This window comes from Gordonia sp. (in: high G+C Gram-positive bacteria) (genome assembly GCF_047600565.1).
GTDB lineage: Bacteria > Actinomycetota > Actinomycetes > Mycobacteriales > Mycobacteriaceae > Gordonia.
The window spans coordinates 436784-454558 of sequence record NZ_JASGKN010000001.1 but is presented as its reverse complement, the minus strand read 5'-3'; the positions used below and the strand labels follow the sequence as shown (position 1 = coordinate 454558).

General features: G+C 69.5%; 19 protein-coding genes. 7 read left to right on the top strand and 12 right to left on the bottom strand.

Annotated features, from left to right (window positions below; genetic code table 11):
• Positions 1–46: 46 nt before the first annotated feature.
• Genes QM774_RS02195 through clpS form a run of 3 tightly spaced genes read right to left on the bottom strand, consistent with a single transcriptional unit; the run spans position 47 to position 2045 of the window.
• Complete coding sequence (locus QM774_RS02195; RefSeq protein ID WP_414974331.1) at positions 47–1165, bottom strand: P1 family peptidase; 1119 nt, start codon at positions 1163–1165, stop codon at positions 47–49.
• A complete protein-coding gene (locus QM774_RS02190) occupies positions 1162–1743 on the bottom strand; it encodes a DUF2017 domain-containing protein (RefSeq protein WP_414974330.1) in 582 nt (193 codons plus the stop codon). Before QM774_RS02190 ends, QM774_RS02195 begins: the two co-directional genes overlap by 4 nt.
• Complete coding sequence (gene clpS, locus QM774_RS02185) at positions 1743–2045, bottom strand: ATP-dependent Clp protease adapter ClpS (protein WP_414974329.1); 303 nt, start codon at positions 2043–2045, stop codon at positions 1743–1745. Before clpS ends, QM774_RS02190 begins: the two co-directional genes overlap by 1 nt.
• Here clpS and QM774_RS02180 point away from each other — a divergent pair.
• Genes QM774_RS02180 through QM774_RS02155 form a run of 6 tightly spaced genes read left to right on the top strand, consistent with a single transcriptional unit; the run spans position 2044 to position 8712 of the window.
• Positions 2044–3390, top strand: a complete 1347-nt coding sequence (locus QM774_RS02180) for a nicotinate phosphoribosyltransferase (RefSeq protein WP_414974328.1) — start codon at positions 2044–2046, stop codon at positions 3388–3390. The genes clpS and QM774_RS02180 overlap by 2 nt on opposite strands.
• Positions 3391–3436: 46 nt before the next feature.
• On the top strand, positions 3437–4036 hold the full coding sequence (locus QM774_RS02175; RefSeq protein ID WP_414974327.1) for an isochorismatase family protein: 600 nt from the start codon (positions 3437–3439) through the stop codon (positions 4034–4036).
• An 11-nt stretch (positions 4037–4047) separates the two neighbouring features.
• Positions 4048–6132 (top strand): ATP-dependent DNA helicase, encoded by a 2085-nt coding sequence (locus QM774_RS02170; RefSeq protein WP_414974326.1) that lies wholly within the window; start codon positions 4048–4050, stop codon positions 6130–6132.
• Positions 6129–7964, top strand: a complete 1836-nt coding sequence (gene glgB / locus QM774_RS02165; protein WP_414974325.1) for a 1,4-alpha-glucan branching protein GlgB — start codon at positions 6129–6131, stop codon at positions 7962–7964. The genes QM774_RS02170 and glgB overlap by 4 nt, the downstream gene beginning before the upstream one ends.
• A gap of 33 nt (positions 7965–7997) precedes the next feature.
• Positions 7998–8285 carry a MerR family transcriptional regulator gene (locus QM774_RS02160; RefSeq protein ID WP_414974324.1) on the top strand — a complete coding sequence of 96 codons (288 nt, stop codon included), beginning with the start codon at positions 7998–8000 and terminating at the stop codon, positions 8283–8285.
• Positions 8278–8712, top strand: coding sequence for a carboxymuconolactone decarboxylase family protein (locus QM774_RS02155; RefSeq protein ID WP_414974323.1), 435 nt, complete (start codon positions 8278–8280; stop codon positions 8710–8712). The genes QM774_RS02160 and QM774_RS02155 overlap by 8 nt, the downstream gene beginning before the upstream one ends.
• Here QM774_RS02155 and QM774_RS02150 read toward each other — a convergent pair.
• The 3 genes from QM774_RS02150 to QM774_RS02140 are packed head-to-tail and all read right to left on the bottom strand — an operon-like array spanning position 8706 to position 11217.
• Positions 8706–9602, bottom strand: a complete 897-nt coding sequence (locus tag QM774_RS02150; protein ID WP_414976562.1) for a co-chaperone YbbN — start codon at positions 9600–9602, stop codon at positions 8706–8708. The genes QM774_RS02155 and QM774_RS02150 overlap by 7 nt on opposite strands.
• Positions 9603–9655: 53 nt before the next feature.
• The gene (locus tag QM774_RS02145; protein WP_414974322.1) at positions 9656–10018 is read right to left on the bottom strand and encodes a DUF3817 domain-containing protein; all 363 of its coding nucleotides are present in this window, start codon (positions 10016–10018) and stop codon (positions 9656–9658) included.
• 5 nt (positions 10019–10023) lie between these two features.
• Positions 10024–11217: an acetyl-CoA C-acetyltransferase gene (locus QM774_RS02140; RefSeq protein WP_414974321.1), complete on the bottom strand. Its 1194-nt coding sequence runs from the start codon at positions 11215–11217 to the stop codon at positions 10024–10026.
• 180 nt (positions 11218–11397) lie between these two features.
• On the opposite strand from QM774_RS02140, the gene QM774_RS02135 reads away from it, so the two are divergent.
• Positions 11398–12366, top strand: coding sequence for a hypothetical protein (locus QM774_RS02135; protein WP_414974320.1), 969 nt, complete (start codon positions 11398–11400; stop codon positions 12364–12366).
• A gap of 33 nt (positions 12367–12399) precedes the next feature.
• On the opposite strand, the gene nucS is transcribed toward QM774_RS02135, so the two are convergent.
• The 6 genes from nucS to atpD all read right to left on the bottom strand — a co-directional run bounded on the left by nucS (position 12400) and on the right by atpD (position 17772).
• Positions 12400–13083, bottom strand: coding sequence for an endonuclease NucS (gene nucS, locus QM774_RS02130; RefSeq protein WP_414974319.1), 684 nt, complete (start codon positions 13081–13083; stop codon positions 12400–12402).
• A 294-nt stretch (positions 13084–13377) separates the two neighbouring features.
• Positions 13378–13956, bottom strand: a complete 579-nt coding sequence (locus QM774_RS02125) for a hypothetical protein (protein WP_414974318.1) — start codon at positions 13954–13956, stop codon at positions 13378–13380.
• A gap of 134 nt (positions 13957–14090) precedes the next feature.
• A complete protein-coding gene (murA, locus tag QM774_RS02120; protein WP_414974317.1) occupies positions 14091–15350 on the bottom strand; it encodes a UDP-N-acetylglucosamine 1-carboxyvinyltransferase in 1260 nt (419 codons plus the stop codon).
• A 32-nt stretch (positions 15351–15382) separates the two neighbouring features.
• Entirely contained in the window at positions 15383–15850 is a 468-nt protein-coding gene (locus tag QM774_RS02115; RefSeq protein WP_414974316.1) for a DUF2550 domain-containing protein, read from the bottom strand.
• Between the two features lie 89 nt (positions 15851–15939).
• Positions 15940–16317, bottom strand: a complete 378-nt coding sequence (gene atpC / locus QM774_RS02110; protein WP_414974315.1) for an ATP synthase F1 subunit epsilon — start codon at positions 16315–16317, stop codon at positions 15940–15942.
• A gap of 6 nt (positions 16318–16323) precedes the next feature.
• Complete coding sequence (atpD, locus tag QM774_RS02105; protein ID WP_414974314.1) at positions 16324–17772, bottom strand: F0F1 ATP synthase subunit beta; 1449 nt, start codon at positions 17770–17772, stop codon at positions 16324–16326.
• Positions 17773–17775: the final 3 nt, after the last annotated feature.

Here is a 17775-nt window from a genome sequence, read left to right as displayed (position 1 = left end):
CCTCCCAGCATTGAAGAACCAGCTTGCCAGTATGCCCGGTATCGGTTCAGCCGCCGACAGCGGACGGCACCACGTCCCGGTAGGCGGGCACGTCGGCGACACCGGTCGCCGCCAGCACCGCCGACACGACGGCCCGTTGCACGACGATCGCCGACTGCTCGCACAACGCGGCCACGACGGGCGCGTCCGGGTCCATGCCGGGCGGCATCGGCACGGCGGCATCCGGGTCGGCCGGCGTGGCACCGGTGGCCACCGCGAACAGGGTGTCGCCGTCCATCGGCGAATGCGCCGGCCGGATCGCGCGCCCGAGCCCGTCGTGCCCGGCCATCGCCAGCCGCTTGAGCGAGGCGACCGGCAGCGCCGCGTCGGTGGCGACGACACCGATGGTGGTGTTCAGGACGGTGCCTTTGGCGTTCAGCGCCGCGTAGGCCTCGATCTCGGCGGGATCCGGCGTCGACAGGCCGAAGTGGGCGAGGTCCTCCACGCCCCAGGGCAGACCGGTGGCCGGATCGATCACCGCGCCCACCGGGTTGGCGACGACCACCGCGCCCACGGTCAGGCCGCGGGCGGGTCCGTCGTCGAGGGTCACCGACGCGGTGCCGACGCCGCCCTTGAGGGCTCCTGCGCGGGCGCCGGTGCCGGCACCCACGGTGCCGATCGTGAAGTCGGCGGCGGCCGCCGCGTACGCATCGGCGCCGAAGGTCGCGTCCGGACGGTTCTCCCAGCCGCCGACGGGCAGGTCGTAGACGACGGCGGCCGGAACGATCGGCACCGTGTGGCCGAGCAGATCCATGAACAGGCCACGGCCCTGCTTCTCCAGCGCACCCATCACGCCGTCGGCGGCGGCCAGCCCGTAGGCGCTGCCGCCGGTCAGCACGATGGCGTGCGCCCCGCGCACGGTGTTGGACGCATCGAGCAGATCGGTCTCCCGGGTGCCCGGTCCGCCGCCGCGCACGTCGACGGCGGTGGTCGCCCCGTCCGGCACCGACACCACGGTCGTCCCGGTGGCCCATCCGCTGCCCGGCTCGGTCAGAGTGCCCACGACCACGTGATCGTCGAGCCTGCCCGCATGCCCGACCGTGATCCCGGCGACCTCGGTGATGCGGTCGCCGGACCGGGCCGGAACTCCGCTGCCGACGACACCGCTGCCGACGACACCCGTCACGACGAGCCCATCAAGGCCTCGACGAGGAGTTCCTGCACCACGGTCAACCACTGGTACACGTCGTAGTGGCCGGCGTGGGGATCGTCCGGATCCACCTGGAGCGGTTCGTCACTGATCCCCAGCATGGCGCCCAAGGCCAGCCGGACGTCGTTGAGCGCGGTGAGCCACTCGTCGGCCTGCCCGGCGGTGAGGGCGACGTCGCCGCCGTCGGCGGGCAACGTGTCCAGGACGACGCGTGCGGCGGCCAGCTTGGTGTCGATGATCTTCGGTTCGTTGATGCTGCGGAGACCGCCGTTCAGGTCGGCGGCGACCGGCCCGGCCGTGGGCACGGCGTCCTGGTCGGGGCGGTGGAAGTCCGGCAGCAGCCGGCCGAGGGTCACGTCATCGGGTGCCGACGTGTGCCCGGTGCGTATCCCGGTCAGGTCGGCGAGGTCGTCACGGGGCGCCGAACCGGCCCGCTCGGTGAGCATCTCGCTGGTGGAGTTGACCATCGAGGCGATCAGCGCACACTCGTAGCTCTCCAGATTCGAGCAGATGCGGAGGTCGTCGCCGCTCCCCCTGCGGCTCCACGTTCTCATCAGTCGTCGTGCTGCATCGTCGCCCAGAGCCCCGCCGCGTGCAGCTTGCGGACGTCGCCTTCCACCTTGTCGCGATCGCCGGAGGACACCACGGCTTTGCCTTCGGTGTGGACCTTCATCATCAGTTCGTTCGCCTTGGGCTCGGGATAACCGAAGATCTTCTGGAACACGTACGAGACGTAGTTCATCAGGTTCACCGGATCGTCCCAGACGATCGTCACCCACGGGCGGTCGGTCTGGGACTCCGGTTCGGCCACCGCGGTGCCTGTACTGGTACCGGGAGCCGCTTCCTCGAGCGCCATGACCTATAGGCTAGCGAATGTGACCAGTACCGCGCTGCTGACCGATCAGTACGAACTCACCATGATCTCGGCCGCCCTGCAGGCCGGCACCGCCGACCGCACGTGCGTCTTCGAACTCTTCGCCCGCCGGCTTCCCGACGGCCGCCGCTACGGCGTCGTCGCCGGAACCGAACGCTTCCTCGACGCACTCGACGAGTTCCGGTTCGGTGACGACGAGCTGGCCGTCCTGAAAGAGATCCTCGATCCGGACACCGTCGCCTGGCTCGCCGACTACCGCTTCACCGGCGACATCGATGGCTATCGCGAAGGCGAGCTGTACTTCCCGAACTCCCCCATCCTCACCGTCAAAGGCGGCTTCGCCGAGGCCGTGGTGCTGGAGACGGTGGCTCTGTCCATCCTCAATCACGACAGTGCGATCGCCTCGGCCGCAGCCCGCATGGTGAGCGCGGCGGCCGGTCGCACCGTCATCGAGATGGGGACGCGCCGCACGCACGAGCAGGCCGCCGTCGCCGCCTCGCGCGCCGCCTATCTCGCCGGCTTCACCATGACCAGCAATCTGGAGGCGCACCGCACCTACGGCGTGCCCAGCGGCGGCACCGCGGCGCATGCCTGGACGCTCTCGTTCGCGACCCCCGACGGCTCCGACGAGAAGGCCGCGTTCCGCGCGCAGATCGATCGGCTCGGCGTCGGCACCACCCTGCTGGTCGACACCTACGACATCACCCAGGGTGTGAAGAACGCCGTCGAGGTGGCCGGCCCCGAACTGGGTGCGGTGCGCATCGACTCCGGTGATCTCGGCGTCATCGCCCGTCAGGTGCGTGAACAGCTCGACTCGCTGGGCAATCCGAACACCAAGATCGTGGTCTCCGGCGACCTGGACGAATACGCGATCGCGTCGCTGCGCGCCGAACCCGTCGACAGCTACGGCGTGGGCACCTCCCTGGTCACCGGCAGCGGTGCGCCGACGGCCGGCATGGTCTACAAACTCGTCGAAGTGGACGGCATCCCGGTCGCGAAGCGTTCCAGCCACAAGGAGTCGCACGGCGGTGAGAAGCGGGCGGTGCGCGCCGCCCGGGGCTCGGGCACCATCACCGACGAGATCATCTACTGGGCCGACACCCCGCGCCCCGACCCCGACTCGATCGGGCTCAAGGGCAAGGTGCTGACCGATCTGCAGATCCCGCTGGTCCGCGGCGGCGAGCGCGTCGCCGGCCTGCCCGACCTGCACGACGCCCGCGAGCATCTCGCCCGCGGCCTGGTGACCCTGCCGTGGGAGGGCCTCGGCCTCAGTCACGGCGAGCCGGCCATCACCACCCGTTACGTGAACGAACCCACGGCCCGCTGACCGCCGCGACAGTACCGGCCCCGACGAATCCGATGAGTGAGACCCCATGACCAAGCCCGATCCGACCCGAGCCCTGATCGTCGTCGACGTCCAGAACGACTTCTGCGAGGGTGGTTCCCTCGGCGTCCAGGGCGGCGCCGCGGTGGCCGGGGCGATCACCGGCCTGATGAAGGACTACGCGGTGGTCGTGGGTACCCGCGACTATCACATCGATCCCGGTGACCACTTCTCCGATCATCCCGACTACGTCGATTCCTGGCCGCCGCACTGCGTCGTCCACACCGACGGCGTCGCGTTTCACCCGGCGCTGAACGCCGACGGACTGCAGGCCGTCTTCTCCAAGGGCGAATACAGTGCCGCCTACTCCGGGTTCGAGGGCCACACCGCCGACGGCACCACCCTGGAGGACTGGCTGAAGGCCCACGGCGTGACCGCCGTCGACGTGGTCGGCATCGCGACCGACTACTGCGTGAAGGCGACGGCGCTGGACGCCGTGAAGGACGGCTTCGCCACACGGATCCTGCTCAACTACACCGCCGCCATCTCCCCGGACACCTGGGCGAAGGCCCGGGCCCAGCTCGTCGAGGCGGGTGTCGAGCTCGACGGCGATCTGCTGTACATCGGCTCGCCCGCCGAATCCGAGTGAGACCGGGCCGCGTGAGCCCGGACCCCGAATCGAGTGACGTTCCCGACGTCGCCACGCTCCTCCAGATCGCCGTCGATGCGCTCGGCGGCACCCGGCGCGACGGACAGGTGGTGATGGCCGAGGCCGTCGCCGAGGCGATCGACGATCATCACCACCTCGCCGTCCAAGCCGGCACCGGCACCGGCAAGTCGCTGGCCTATCTGGTCCCGGCGCTCCGGCACGCCGTCACCGAGGACGACACGGTGGTCGTGTCCACCGCGACCATCGCGCTGCAGCGGCAGCTGACCGAGCGCGACCTGCCGCGTCTGGCACAGGCACTGACAGCGCCGTTGCGCCGCGAGCCGTCGTTCGCGATCCTCAAGGGCCGCGCCAACTATCTGTGCCTGCACAAGATCCACGCCGGTGCGGCCGAAGAACCCGACGCCGAGCTGTTCGACGCCTTCGAGGTGTCCCGGATGGGCCGCGACATCACCCGTCTGCGTGACTGGGCCACCGAGACCGAGACCGGCGACCGCGACGATCTGACGCCGGGAGTCGGCGACCGGTCGTGGCGGCAGGTCAGCGTCACGTCCCGCGAATGCCTCGGCGCCGCCGCCTGCGAATACAGCGACGACTGCTTCGCCGAGGCGGCGCGCCGCAAAGCCGGCGACGCCGACGTGGTGGTGACCAACCACGCGATGCTCGCCATCGACGCGATGAGTCCGGCGACGATCCTTCCCGAACACCGGGTGGTGGTGGTCGACGAGGCGCACGAGCTCGTCGACCGGATCACGTCGGTGTCCACCGAGGAGGTGTCGGCGGCCGGCCTGCACTATGTGACGCGGCGGGCGGGCAGACTGATCGACCCGGAGACCGCCGACGCCCTCACCGGTGCGGCGACCCAGCTCGAGGAACTCCTCGACGAGGCACGCACCGGGGAATGGCTGCGCCTGCCCGGCGGTGCCGACGACGTGCTGGCGAGCCTGCGTGATCGTCTCTGGAGCGCCCGTACCGAGATCCGTCCGTCGTCGGACTCCTTTCGACAGGCTCAAGGAGCGGGCGGCGGCCCAGGAGCGGGCGGCGGACGAGGCCAGAAGGGCGGCGACCAGGATGCGGCCGCCGCCCGGCAGATGGCGGTGAGCGCGACCGAGAACCTGCACGACACCGTCGTGCGGATCCTTCAGCACTTCGCCGAACCCGATCCGGCCAAACGCCGTGACGTCGTCTGGCTGGCCGAAGACCGTCTGCGCAACGGCACCACCCGCCGCAGCCTCTACGTGGCGCCCCTGTCGGTGTCCGGGCTCCTTCGGTCGTCACTGTTCGACCAATCCACCGTCATCCTGACCTCGGCGACGCTCACGCTGGGCGGGAACTTCCAGGCCCTCGCCCGCACCTGGGGCCTGCCGACGGACGACGGTTCGGACTCCGCCGACCCGTCGAACGGGTGGCGGGGTCTGGATGCCGGATCGCCGTTCGACTACCCCAACTCGGCGATCCTGTACGTCGCCAAACATCTGCCGCCGCCGGGCCGCGACGGACTGCCCGACGCCACCCTCGACGAGATGACCGAGCTCATCACCGCCGCCGGCGGCCGCACACTCGGGCTCTTCTCCTCGATGCGTGCCGCCAAGCAGGCCGCCGAGGCGCTGCGCGAGCGACTCGATGTTCCGATCCTGTGCCAGGGCGACGAGATGACGTCGACGCTCATCGAGAAGTTCGCCGCCGACGAGAAGACCTGTCTGTTCGGCACGCTCTCGCTGTGGCAGGGCGTCGACGTCCCCGGGTCGTCGCTCAGCCTGGTGCTGATCGACCGGATCCCGTTCCCGCGCCCCGACGATCCCCTGCTGTCGGCCCGTCAGCGCGACATCGACTCCCGGGGCGGCAACGGCTTCCTGTCCGTCTCCGCCAACCACGCGGCCCTGCTGCTGGCGCAGGGCGCCGGGCGGCTGCTGCGATCCACCGGCGACCGCGGCGTGGTCGCGGTCCTCGATCCACGACTGGCGACCGCACGCTACGGCGGCTACCTGGTGGCCGGACTGCCGCCGTTCTGGCGAACCGTCGATCCCGCCGTGGTCCGTTCCGCACTCACCAGGCTCGCACCGGACGACGAACCGTGAGCCTCTGGGAGCGCCAGGGCGCGCACCCGGGCCCGGACGGCACCCGGTTCACGGTGTGGGCACCGAACGCCCGCGCGGTGACCGTCGTCGGCGACTTCGACGGTTGGGCCGGGGAGGCGTATCCGATGACCCGGGGTGCGGACGGACTCTGGGAGACGGTGGTACCGGACGCGGTACCGGGCGACCGCTACAAGTACCGGATCACCGGGGCGGACGGTCTGGTCCGCGACAAGGCCGATCCTCTCGCCCGGTCCACCGAGTGCCCCCCGGACACCGCGTCGGTGATCGCCGCCGCATCGTCGTACGTGTGGGGTGACGGCGAGTGGCTCTCCGCGCGAGGGACCGTCGATCCGGTGACCGGTCCGCTCGCCGTCTACGAGGTGCACCTACCGTCCTGGCGCCCTTCGACGGGCTCAGGGAGAGGAGGAGGCTACCGCGCACTGGCCGACCCGCTCGCCGACCACGCGGCCGGCCTCGGCTTCACACATGTGCAATTGCTGCCGATCACCGAGCACCCGTACGGCGGTTCGTGGGGTTACCAGGTCGGATCGTATTTCGCGCCGACCGCACGCCTCGGTACCCCCGACGACTTCCGGTACTTCGTCGACCGGCTCCATCAGCGCGGTATCGGGGTGCTTCTGGACTGGGTGCCCGCCCACTTCCCGAAGGACGCGCACGCCCTCGAGCGGTTCGACGGCACCCCGCTCTACGAGCACGCCGATCCACTGCGCCGCGAGCAGCCCGACTGGGGCACCTACGCCTTCAACCTGGGCCGCGACGAGATCGCCGACTTCCTGATCGCCTCCGCCCTGTACTGGTGCAGCGAGTTCCATCTGGACGGGATCCGGGTGGACGCGGTGGCCTCGATGCTCTATCTCGACTATTCGCGCGGCCCCGGACAGTGGCGACCCAACGACCGCGGCACCCACGAGAACGACGAGGCCGTCGCCTTCCTCCGCCGCCTCAACGACACCCTGCACACCCACTGCCCGGGCAGCATCAGCATCGCCGAGGAATCCACCGCCTGGCCCGGTGTGACGGCACCGACGTCGCTCGACGGGCTGGGCTTCGACTTCAAGTGGAATCTCGGATGGATGAACGACGTCCTGACGTTCCTGTCCCGTCCGCACGACGAGCGCCGTCACGCCCAGGAGCATCTCGTGTTCTCCCTGACGTACGCCGCCGCCGAACACTTCGTGCTGCCACTCAGTCACGACGAGGTGGTGCACGGAAAGGGCACGCTGTGGAGCCGCCTGCCCGCCGACTCCGATCGCGCCGCCGGCGTGCGGGCGCTTCTGGCGTACCAGTGGGCCCATCCCGGCAAGAAACTCCTGTTCATGGGCTGCGAGTTCGGGCAGGAGACCGAATGGTCCGACGTCGACGGCCCGGCGTGGGATCTGCTCGCCGAGCCCCGGCACGCCGGAATCGCGCACCTGGTGGCCGACCTGAACCGGCTGCATCGGGAGTTGCCCGCACTGCACGAACTGGATTCGGCGACCGCCGGCTTCGACTGGCTCGACGCCGGCGACATCGAGAACACGGTGATCGGCTTCCTGCGCCGGGACTCCGGCGACGGTGTGGTGGCCTGCGTCTTCAACTTCTCCCCACGTGACCTGTACGGCTACCGGATCGGTCTGCCTGCCGGGGGCCGCTGGCGCGAGATCCTCAACACCGGGGCCGTCGACTACGCCGGCCACGGCGTGGGGAACCTGGGCATGGTGACCGCCGAGGACGTGCCGATGCACGGCCGGCCGCACAGTGCGGTGCTGACGCTGCCCGCCGAGTCGGCGGTCTGGTTCGTCCCCGACGATCGGTCGCCGCGCGACGCTTGACTTCGAGCGCGCTCCAACTCGTACGCTCGCGGCATGAACGATCATGCTCCTGCCGACGGCCTCAGCATCGCCGACGTCGCGGCCGCCACCGGGGCCACGGCACACACCCTGCGCTACTACGAACGCGCCGGACTGATTCAGCCGATCGGCCGGACCTCGGCGAACCGGCGCCGGTACTCCCCGTCGGACGTGGCCTGGGTCGAGTTCCTGTTGCGGTTGCGTGCCACCGGGATGCCCATCGCCCGGATGCAGCAGTACGCCGCCTTGCGCGCGCAGGGTCCCGGCACCGGAACCCCGACCGAAGGAGAACACGATGACTGACGCCACCACCCGCGCCCAGCGCTACACCCACGGACGGGCCGTGCTCGATTCGGTCGACGGATCGGCCGGCGCCGCCGTGGTCGACGGACTCGCGGACATCTCTCCCGAGCTCGGCCACCAGGTGGTCTCGTGGGCGTTCGGTGAGATGTACTCGCGCCCCGCCCTCGCCCCGCGGGACCGGCAGTTGGTGACGCTCGGCATGCTGACCGCCCTGGGCGGCTGCGAGCCGCAGCTGGAGGTCCATGTGAACGCGGCACTGAACGTCGGTCTGAGCCCCGACCAGATCGTGGAGGCGATGCTGCATTCGGCCGTCTACTGCGGGTTCCCGCGCGCACTCAACGCGACGTTCACCGCGAAGAAGGTGTTCGGTGAACGCGGCCTACTGCCCCGCAGCGACTCGGCCGCACCGGACGGCGGACCTCAGTAGAGCGCGAGCGCCAGCTTCTTGCGGGCCGCGACCACCACCGGATCGGACGGATCGAAGAGTTCGAACAGCTCGAGCAGGCGGGCGCGGGCACGGTCCCGATCGTCACCGGACGTCGCCTTGACGGCCTCGATGATGCGATCGAACGCCTCATCCGGCTTCTGTCCGAGAAGCAGCACGTCGGCGGCGGCCAGCTGCGCGTCGACGTCCGTCGGGGCCGCCGTGTCGACGATCGACGGGTCGTGCCCGGCGGCGCGATTCATGAACTCCAGGTTCCGGACCACCGACGCGGCCTCGACGTTGTTCGGCTCCGCCTCGGCGATGGCGCGGTACGCCGCCAGGGCTCCGTCCATGTCTCCGGCGTCCATCAGCTTCTCGGCCTCGGCCATCCGTGGATCCTGCGGCGCTTCGGCGGCCGCGGCCGGAGTGTCGGGCAGCGCCGACCCGACCTTGGCGATCACCTCGTCGAGCCAGCCCTGAATCTTGTCCTCCGGCTGCGCGCCGTCGAACGCGGCGACCAGCTGACCGCCCACCACCGCGATCACCATCGGCACACCCTTGGCGCCGAACGCCTGCACGATGCCGGGGGCGGCATCCACGTCGACTTTGGCGAGGACCCAGGCACCGCCGGCCCGCTGGGCCATCGACTCGAGGATGCGGGTCACCTCGACGGCCGGCTGCGCCCACGACGCCCACAGGTCCACCAGCACCAACTGCTGGCGGGAGCGGTCGATGACCTCGGCCTCGAAGGTGGCCTCGGTGACGTCGACGACGGGTCCGGCCGCAACGGGGCCGGCCGGCGCGGGGGCACCGGGCGCGGCCGGCGCCGCGGCGGGAGCCGCCGCCCGCTGGGCCTTCTCCGCGAGGGCCGACAGGTCGACGGCGCCGGACATGGCTGCGGCCGACTGCATCGCGCGGGCCGCCTGCTGACGATCGGTGGGTCTGGTCACGCCTTCAGTGTATCGACGGTCTGCTCGTCGGCGACGGGTGCCGACAGCTCGGCGAGACGACCGTTGCGCGCCGCCCACCACTCGAACACGAGGCTGAAGAACGGCGGGATCGAGGCGACGAGCGCGAGACCGGTGGTCGGCAGCGACCAGCCGAGTTTGCGCGAGGCGTACACGGTCACCACCAGGTAGGCGATGAACGCGGCACCGTGCAGCGAACCGGGGATCATGGTCGCCGATTCCATGCCGCCGGCGTACTTGGCGATCATGCCGAGGATCAGCAGGGCCCAGGTGATCGCCTCGATGACGGCGACCAGTCGGAACAGTCTGGCCGGCGTGGAGACGTCGAAGAGGTTCTTCATCGCGGTCAGGCCTTCGGAACGCGCACGATCAGGGCGTCGCCCTGGCCACCGGCGCCGCACAGGGCGGCCGCACCGATGCCGCCGCCGCGACGCTTCAGCTCCAGCGCGACATGCAGGGCCACACGTGCACCGGACGCACCGAGCGGATGGCCGATCGAGATGGCGCCGCCGTTGACGTTGACCTTGTCCATGTCCAGACCCAGCTTGCCGGCCGAAGCCAGACCGACGGCCGCGAAGGCCTCGTTGATCTCGACCAGGTCGAGATCGGCGGGCGTGATGCCCTCCTTCTGGCAGGCCTGCTCGATCGCGGTCGCCGGCTGCAGCTGCAGGGAGGAGTCGGGGCCGGCGACGTTGCCGTGCGCACCGATCTCGGCCAGCCAGTCCACACCCAGTTCCTGGGCCTTCTGCTTGCTCATCACGACCACGGCGACGGCGCCGTCGGAGATCTGCGAGGCGTTGCCCGCGGTGATCGATCCGTCCTTGCGGAACGCCGGACGCAGTTTGCTGAGCGACTCGGTGGTGGTGTCGCCGCGCACGCCCTCATCGGCGGAGACCACGATCGGGTCGCCCTTGCGCTGCGGGATCTCGACCGGCACGATCTCGTCGTCGAACAGGCCCTTCTCCTGGGCGGCGGCGGCGCGCTGATGACTCTGGGCGGCCACCTCGTCCTGCTGCTCGCGGGTGAAGCCGTGGTCGTCGTTCTTCTGCTCGGTGAGGCCGCCCATCGGCTGATCGGTGAAGACGTCGTGCAGACCGTCGTAGGCGAGGTGATCGACGAGTGCGGTGTCGCCGTACTTGAAGCCTTCGCGGCTGCCGGGCAGGAGGTGCGGCGCCTGCGACATCGACTCCTGGCCGCCGGCGACGATGCAGTCGAACTCGCCGACGCGGATCAGCTGATCGGCGAGCGCGATGGCGTCGATGCCGGACAGACACATCTTGTTGATGGTGAGTGCGGGCACGTCCCAGCCGATGCCGGCCTTGACCGCGGCCTGGCGCGCCGGCATCTGGCCGGCGCCGGCGGTCAGCACCTGACCCATGATCACGTAGCCGACCTCGGACGCCGGAACACCGGACTTCTCGAGGGCTCCCTTGATGGCGACGGCACCCAGGTCGACGCCCGAGAGACCTTTCAGGGAACCGAGCAGGCGACCGTACGGGGTACGCGCGCCGGCGACGATGACGGTGGTGTTGTCGGACATGACGAAAGCGCTCCTTGCGACGAACTCAGGTATCGGTCCTCACGCTACCGCGAGGGGGTCCGGGGCGAGAATCCGAGGCTTCGGCACCGAGTCACATCAGTCACACGTCTACCAAATCGCAGCGCAACACGCCGAACGTGATCCATTCCATCCGCGATGTACGGGCTTACTCTGAGCCACATGTCAGTACCCGGACAGCGTCAAAGCCCCTTCCCCATCGTCATGCGCGGCTATGACCGCGATCAGGTCACCGACCACATCCGCCGGCTCGAAGCCGACCTGCAGATGATGGCCGCCGACCGCGACTCGGCGCACGCCCACGCCGACGAGCTTCTCGGACATCTCGACGACTCCCGCAGCAAGGTACGAGCGCTCCAGCAGCAGGTGGATGCGCTGTCGGTGCCGCCGACCGACGTCGCCGGCATGAGTGAGCGCGTGTCCCGCATGCTGCAGCTCGCCACCGACGAGGCCGCCGAGACACGCTCGCAGGCCAAGGAGGAGGCCGCCGAGACCGTCTCGGTCGCCCGCCAGCAGGCCGACGACATCCGCGCGCAGGCCGACGCCGACGCCGAGCGCACCCTGCAGCTCGCCCAGGACCAGGCCGACAAGTTGATCACCGACGCCGAGGACCGGACGCAGGCCGCCTTCGAGGAGGCCAACGCCACCCGCGCCCAGGCTCAGCAGGAACTGGCCGAAGCGCAGAAGGAGGCCGCCGCGATCATCGAGGCCGCCGAGACCGAGTCCACCCGGGTCCGTGGCGCGACCCATCACATCGCGTCCGCGCGACTGGATCGGTCCCGCGACCTGGCACAGGCCGCCGCCGACGCCCACACCAAGGTCCTCGACCACCTGGACGCGCTTCGCGAGCATCTCGGCGCCCTGCCCGCCGCGCTGGCGCTCACCGATGACGAGAAGTCGCTTCTGGGTGCCACCGACGAGGACGACCTGGCGCTCCTCAACCGCACGCTGGTCGGTCGTGAGCAGTTCGAGGTCCCCGCGGTCCCGCAGGGACGTCGTTCGCCGATGACGATGGAGAACACCGACGTCCTCGACGCGCTCGACGACGAGTACGCCCAGGACGAGGTGGATCGCTTCCTGGCCTCCGCACCGCGTGAGGACAAGGGCGACCACACCCCGAAGTCGGCCTAGTCCCGAAGTCGGCCTAGTCGTCAGGCGTCGTCGTCAGAAGAGCTTGAACTCGTTGTTCTCGGTGCCGCGCAAGCGGTCGTAGTCGAGGGTGACGCAGCGGATCCCGCGATCGGTGGCCAGCGTCTTCGCCTGCGGCTTGATCAACTGGGCCGCGAAGATCCCGGACACCGGCGCGAGCGTCGCGTCCCGGTTCAACAGCTCCAGATAACGCGTCAGCTGCTCCACACCGTCGATCTCGCCGCGCCGCTTGATCTCCACCGCGACCGTCTGGCCGTCGGCATCCCGGCACAGCAGGTCGACCGGGCCGATCGCCGTCATGTATTCGCGGCGGATCAGGGTGTAGCCCTCGCCGAGCGTCGTGACGTGCTCGGCCAGCAACTCCTGCAGGTGGGCCTCCACCCCGTCCTTCACCAGGCCCGGATCGAGTCCCATCTCGTGCACCGAGTCGTGCTCGATCTCGTCGATGGTGATGCGCAGCTGCTCGCCCGCCTTGTTCTCCACGACCCACACCTGCGTGCCCGGCACATCGTCGTCGGCGGCCTCTTCGACCATCCAGCACGGCGGACTCATCCAGTTCAACGGCTTGTAGGCGCGATCGTCGGCGTGAATGCTGACCGAGCCGTCGGACTTGATCAGCAGCAGCCGCTTGGCCATCGGCAGATGGGCGGTCAACCGCCCCACATAGTCGACCTGACAGGTCGCGATCACCAACCGCATGGGGCCACTGTAGCCAGGCGGCGCCGACCGTGAGCGGTCCGGTCCCCTCCCGAAAACGCCCTTGGGTTGTGATTCCGTGTCACCTGATGACACGGAATCACGGGCTAACGGTCTCGGATCTGCCCTCGGCAGAGTGGGCAATCTGTGAACTCGCCCACCCATCCCCGCGATCGGAGCACGTCGGCGATCTTGCGCGCGGTCCGGCACGGGCGGCCCACGACCTGACCCCACCCGATTCGCAGGGTCAGCGCGGTCTCGTGGATGGCCGCGTCGAGGTCCCGTTCGAGGTCGCGATCACGCGGCCCGGATGTCCTCCAGAACCCCCACCAGGAACTGTCGCCGCCTCATCCGGCACCGCCGCCGCGCCGCCGACAGCAGTCGATCGACGGTCGTCGACCGGCCACCGACGACGTCGGACAACACCGCGACCGCGTCCATGTCGTCGGCCGCAGCATCCGCCACGTCCAACGCCGCCTCCTCGACCCGCAAACGCGGCGGACTCGCATTCCACAGCACGCTGGACTCCAACCGCGTACGCCGATGCACCACGACCCCCGCACGCCTCACAACCGTCCGGCCGCTGTCGACGGCGATGTGAATCGGTCCACAACCGGGAGCAAGAACAGATCGATCAGCGAGCGCCGCCGGCTCGGCGGCGAGCACCGCAGCCCAGGCCCGCTGACGCCAGGTCGGCAGACCCGTGTGGTTCACGTATACGCCGGGAACGACCGTCGCCCACTCCCGTCGCCGGAGCAGGCGTCGCACGTCGTTGGCGGTGTGCCCGCATTCGAGCACCTGCCGTCGGCTGATCACACCGCTCTGCTGTTCCAGAACCTCGGCAGCGGCCGCGGCACTCATCCGGTCCGTGTTCATCCGGCCACGATCGTCGCCAACGCGGACCGGTGACGCCCCGACGCCCCCGGCCTGTGAACAGATCCGGGCTTACACAGTGGATCGGTGTCAGGTGTTGACACGAAACCACGGGCTAAGGCCACTCGGAGGGAGCTTCAGTCCCCTGACACTCGCTCGATGGTCGCGCCGAGGCGGGTGAGGATCTCCTCGAAATGGGGGTAGCCGCGGTCGATGTGCTCGATGTCGTGCACCTCGGTCACACCGTCGGCCACGAGCCCGGCCAGCACCAGGCCGGCGCCGGCCCGGATGTCACTGGACCACACGGGGGCACTCGACAACTGCTCACGGCCGCGGACCACGGCGTGGTGGCCGTCGGTGCGGGCATCGGCGCCCAGCCGCACCATCTCCTCGACGAACCGGAAGCGGGCCTCGAAGACGTTCTCGGTGATCACCGACATGCCCTCGGACACGCACGCCAGGCCGATCGCCATCGGCTGCAGATCCGTCGGGTAGCCGGGGAACGGCAGCGTCGCGGTGTTCACCGCCTTCGGCCGGTCGTCCTGCAGCACGCGGAAGCCGTCGGCGAAACGCTCGACGGTCGCGCCGGCCAGTTCGAGCTTCGCCAGCACCAGATTCAGGTGCGCCGGATCGATGCCCTTGATGGTCACGTCGCCGCGCGTCATCGCCGCCGCCACACCCCAGGTGCCGGCCACGATGCGGTCACCGACCACGTGATGGGTGGTCGGGTGCAGTTCGTCGACGCCGGTCACGGTCAGCGTCTCGCTGCCGGCGCCGGAGATCTTGGCGCCCATCTGCTCGAGCATCTCGCACAGGTCGACGATCTCGGGCTCGCGCGCCGCGTTGTCGATGGTGGTGACGCCCTCGGCCAGGACCGCCGCCATCAGGATGTTCTCGGTGGCCCCGACCGACGGGAACTCGAGCGAGACCTCCGCGCCCTTGAGGTGATCGGCCTCGGCGACCACGCAACCGTGCTCGATGGAACTGGTGGCACCCAGGGCACGCAGACCGGACTGGTGCATGTCGAGCGGGCGCGAACCGATGGCGTCGCCACCGGGCAGGGCGACGACGGCCTTGTGGCAGCGACCCATCAGCGGACCCAGCACGCAGACCGATGCCCGGAACTGCTTCACCGCGTCGAAGTCCGCGTGGTATTCGGGCCGGGCCGGCGAATCGATCGTGACGGTGTCGCCCTCGATCTCCACCGTCGCCCCGAGACCACGCAGGACGTCGGCCATCAACGGCACGTCCGCGATCTCCGGCGCATTCGTCAGCATCGTGCGGCCCTCCGCCAGCAAGGCGGCGGCCATCAACTTCAACACGCTGTTCTTGGCGCCCCCGACAAGAACCTCACCGGACAGGCGGACCCCGCCGGTCACCAGATAGCGATCGCTCACGCGACCAGCCTATAGCCTTCGGTCCCGCGTCATCAGGCCGGTCGGCGACGTCGCGAACGACTCGGTGACCGCGCCTCGTACCAGGATAGGAAAGCAGTGGCCACGACCGGCTCCATCGCGATCTCGAACTCCCGGAACGAGCCCGGATCCCGGGAGGTCCGCACACCTTCGGCCACCTTCAGATCGACGATCGTCCAGTCGCCGTCCATGATCTCCAGCTCGGTGCCCGTGGGCTTACGCCGTCCGGTCACCTCCATCCGTCGCCGCGAGATGTCCTCGGTCGGGCCGGGACGCAGCGAGCTGAGGCGGTAGTAGAGCAGGGCGTTGTCGGTGTAGTGCACGGTGCCGTGGCGCCAGCCTTCGTCGTTGCCGGCCGGCAGGCGACGCAGCAGCACCGGGGTACCCGCCCGTCGCACCTCACGAAGCCGGTAGAGCAGGACCAGCGTCACCACCGCTCCACCGACCGCGACGGCCAGAATCAGCCACGCCCACCAATGCACCTGCTCACCTCTTCTCCCCCGATCGGAAAACAGACAGCCGCCCCGATCCGATCGGGGCGGCTGTCTGCGTTGTTCATGACGGTCCGGTGTCAGCTCACGGCTTCGACGGCGCGGATCCGGGAACGCGCACGGAGATGCTCCGGCGACCCTTCCTCCGCGGACTCGAGCGCGGCACGCTCGGCCGCGATGTCGATGTCCTTCGAGAACTGGGCCGAATCGGCCAGCACGACGACCTCGGTACCGGACACCGACAGGAAGCCGCCCTGGACGGCCAGCGCCAGCTTGGTGCCGTCGGCCTCGGTCACGACCACCGAACCACCCGGTGCCAGCTGACCGAACATCGGTGCGTGGCTCGGCAGAATGCCCAGCTCGCCCTCGGTCGTCTGCGCGATGATGAACGTCGCGTCACCCGAGTACAACTGCTCCTCGGGGGACACCACGTCCAGACGGAAGGTCTTGTCAGCCATGACGGACTACTTTCCGGCGATCTTCTTGGCCGCGGCCTCGACGTCGTCGAGTCCACCGCAGCTGTTGAAGGCCTGCTCCGGAAGGTGGTCGAACTCGCCCTTGCAGACGCGATCGAAGGCGTCGATGGTGTCCTTGAGCGGGACGACCGAACCCTTCTGGCCGGTGAACTTCTCGGCGACCAGGAAGTTCTGGCCGAGGAACTGCTGCAGACGACGGGCACGGGCGACCGTGACCTTATCCTCCTCCGACAGCTCGTCCATACCGAGGATGGCGATGATGTCCTGCAGTTCCTTGTACTTCTGCAGGATGCGCTTGACCTCGTTGGCGACGCGGAAGTGCTCGTCACCGACGATCGAGGCCTCCAGGATTCGCGAGGTCGAGGTCAGCGGATCCACGGCCGGGTAGATACCCAGCTGCGAGATCGGGCGGGAGAGCTCGGTGGTCGCGTCCAGGTGGGCGAACGTGGTCGCCGGCGCCGGGTCGGTGTAGTCGTCCGCGGGGACGTAGATCGCCTGCAGCGAGGTGATCGAACGGCCCTTGGTCGAGGTGATGCGCTCCTGGAGCTCACCCATCTCGTCAGCCAGGGTCGGCTGGTAACCCACGGCCGACGGCATACGGCCCAGCAGGGTCGAGACCTCGGAACCGGCCTGGGTGAAGCGGAAGATGTTGTCGATGAACAGCAGCACGTCCTGCTTCTGCACGTCGCGGAAGTACTCGGCCATGGTGAGGGCCGAGAGGGCGACGCGCATACGCGTCCCCGGCGGCTCGTCCATCTGACCGAACACGAGGGCGGTGTCCTGGAGAACGCCCATCTCCTCCATCTCGAGGTGGAGGTCGGTGCCCTCACGGGTACGCTCGCCGACGCCCGCGAACACCGAGGTGCCCGAGAACTCGCGTGCGATACGGGTGATCATCTCCTGGATCAGAACGGTCTTGCCGACACCGGCACCACCGAACAGACCGATCTTGCCGCCCTTGACGTACGGGGTCAGCAGGTCGATGACCTTGATACCGGTCTCGAGGATCTCGGTCTTGCCCTCGAGCTGGTCGAAGGCCGGCGGCTTGCGGTGGATGCCCCACTGCTCGCCGTCGCGGCCGGTGCCCGGGGCGTCCAGGCAGTCGCCCAGCGCGTTGAACACGTGGCCCTTGACGACGTCGCCGACCGGAACCGAGATCGGCTTGCCGGTGTCGGTGACGGCGGCACCGCGGACCAGGCCGTCGGTGGGCTGCATGGAGACGGTGCGCACCACGTTGTCGCCGAGGTGCTGCGCGACCTCGAGGGTCAGCGTCTTCGCCACGGCGGGGAGGGTGACCTCGGTGTGCAGGGCGTTGAACAGCTCGGGAACGGCGCCACGCGGGAACTCGACGTCGACGACCGGGCCGATGACCCGGGCGACGCGACCGGCGGTGGCCGAAGCCGCGCCCTTGGTCTTGTCGGTGACTGCTGCAGTCATGGT

Bases quoted from the DNA above. Each gene is read 5' to 3' on its own strand.
- QM774_RS02145 (WP_414974322.1), bottom strand. From the start codon at position 10,018: ATGAAGAACCTCTTCGACGTCTCCACGCCGGCCAGACTGTTCCGACTG.
- QM774_RS02180 (WP_414974328.1), top strand. From the start codon at position 2,044: ATGACCTATAGGCTAGCGAATGTGACCAGTACCGCGCTGCTGACCGAT.
- atpD (WP_414974314.1), bottom strand. From the start codon at position 17,772: ATGACTGCAGCAGTCACCGACAAGACCAAGGGCGCGGCTTCGGCCACC.
- QM774_RS02190 (WP_414974330.1), bottom strand. From the start codon at position 1,743: ATGAGAACGTGGAGCCGCAGGGGGAGCGGCGACGACCTCCGCATCTGC.
- QM774_RS02135 (WP_414974320.1), top strand. From the start codon at position 11,398: ATGTCAGTACCCGGACAGCGTCAAAGCCCCTTCCCCATCGTCATGCGC.
- clpS (WP_414974329.1), bottom strand. From the start codon at position 2,045: ATGGCGCTCGAGGAAGCGGCTCCCGGTACCAGTACAGGCACCGCGGTG.
- atpC (WP_414974315.1), bottom strand. From the start codon at position 16,317: ATGGCTGACAAGACCTTCCGTCTGGACGTGGTGTCCCCCGAGGAGCAG.
- QM774_RS02155 (WP_414974323.1), top strand. From the start codon at position 8,278: ATGACTGACGCCACCACCCGCGCCCAGCGCTACACCCACGGACGGGCC.
- QM774_RS02160 (WP_414974324.1), top strand. From the start codon at position 7,998: ATGAACGATCATGCTCCTGCCGACGGCCTCAGCATCGCCGACGTCGCG.
- nucS (WP_414974319.1), bottom strand. From the start codon at position 13,083: ATGCGGTTGGTGATCGCGACCTGTCAGGTCGACTATGTGGGGCGGTTG.
- QM774_RS02140 (WP_414974321.1), bottom strand. From the start codon at position 11,217: ATGTCCGACAACACCACCGTCATCGTCGCCGGCGCGCGTACCCCGTAC.
- QM774_RS02175 (WP_414974327.1), top strand. From the start codon at position 3,437: ATGACCAAGCCCGATCCGACCCGAGCCCTGATCGTCGTCGACGTCCAG.
- QM774_RS02150 (WP_414976562.1), bottom strand. From the start codon at position 9,602: ATGTCCGGCGCCGTCGACCTGTCGGCCCTCGCGGAGAAGGCCCAGCGG.
- QM774_RS02125 (WP_414974318.1), bottom strand. From the start codon at position 13,956: ATGAACACGGACCGGATGAGTGCCGCGGCCGCTGCCGAGGTTCTGGAA.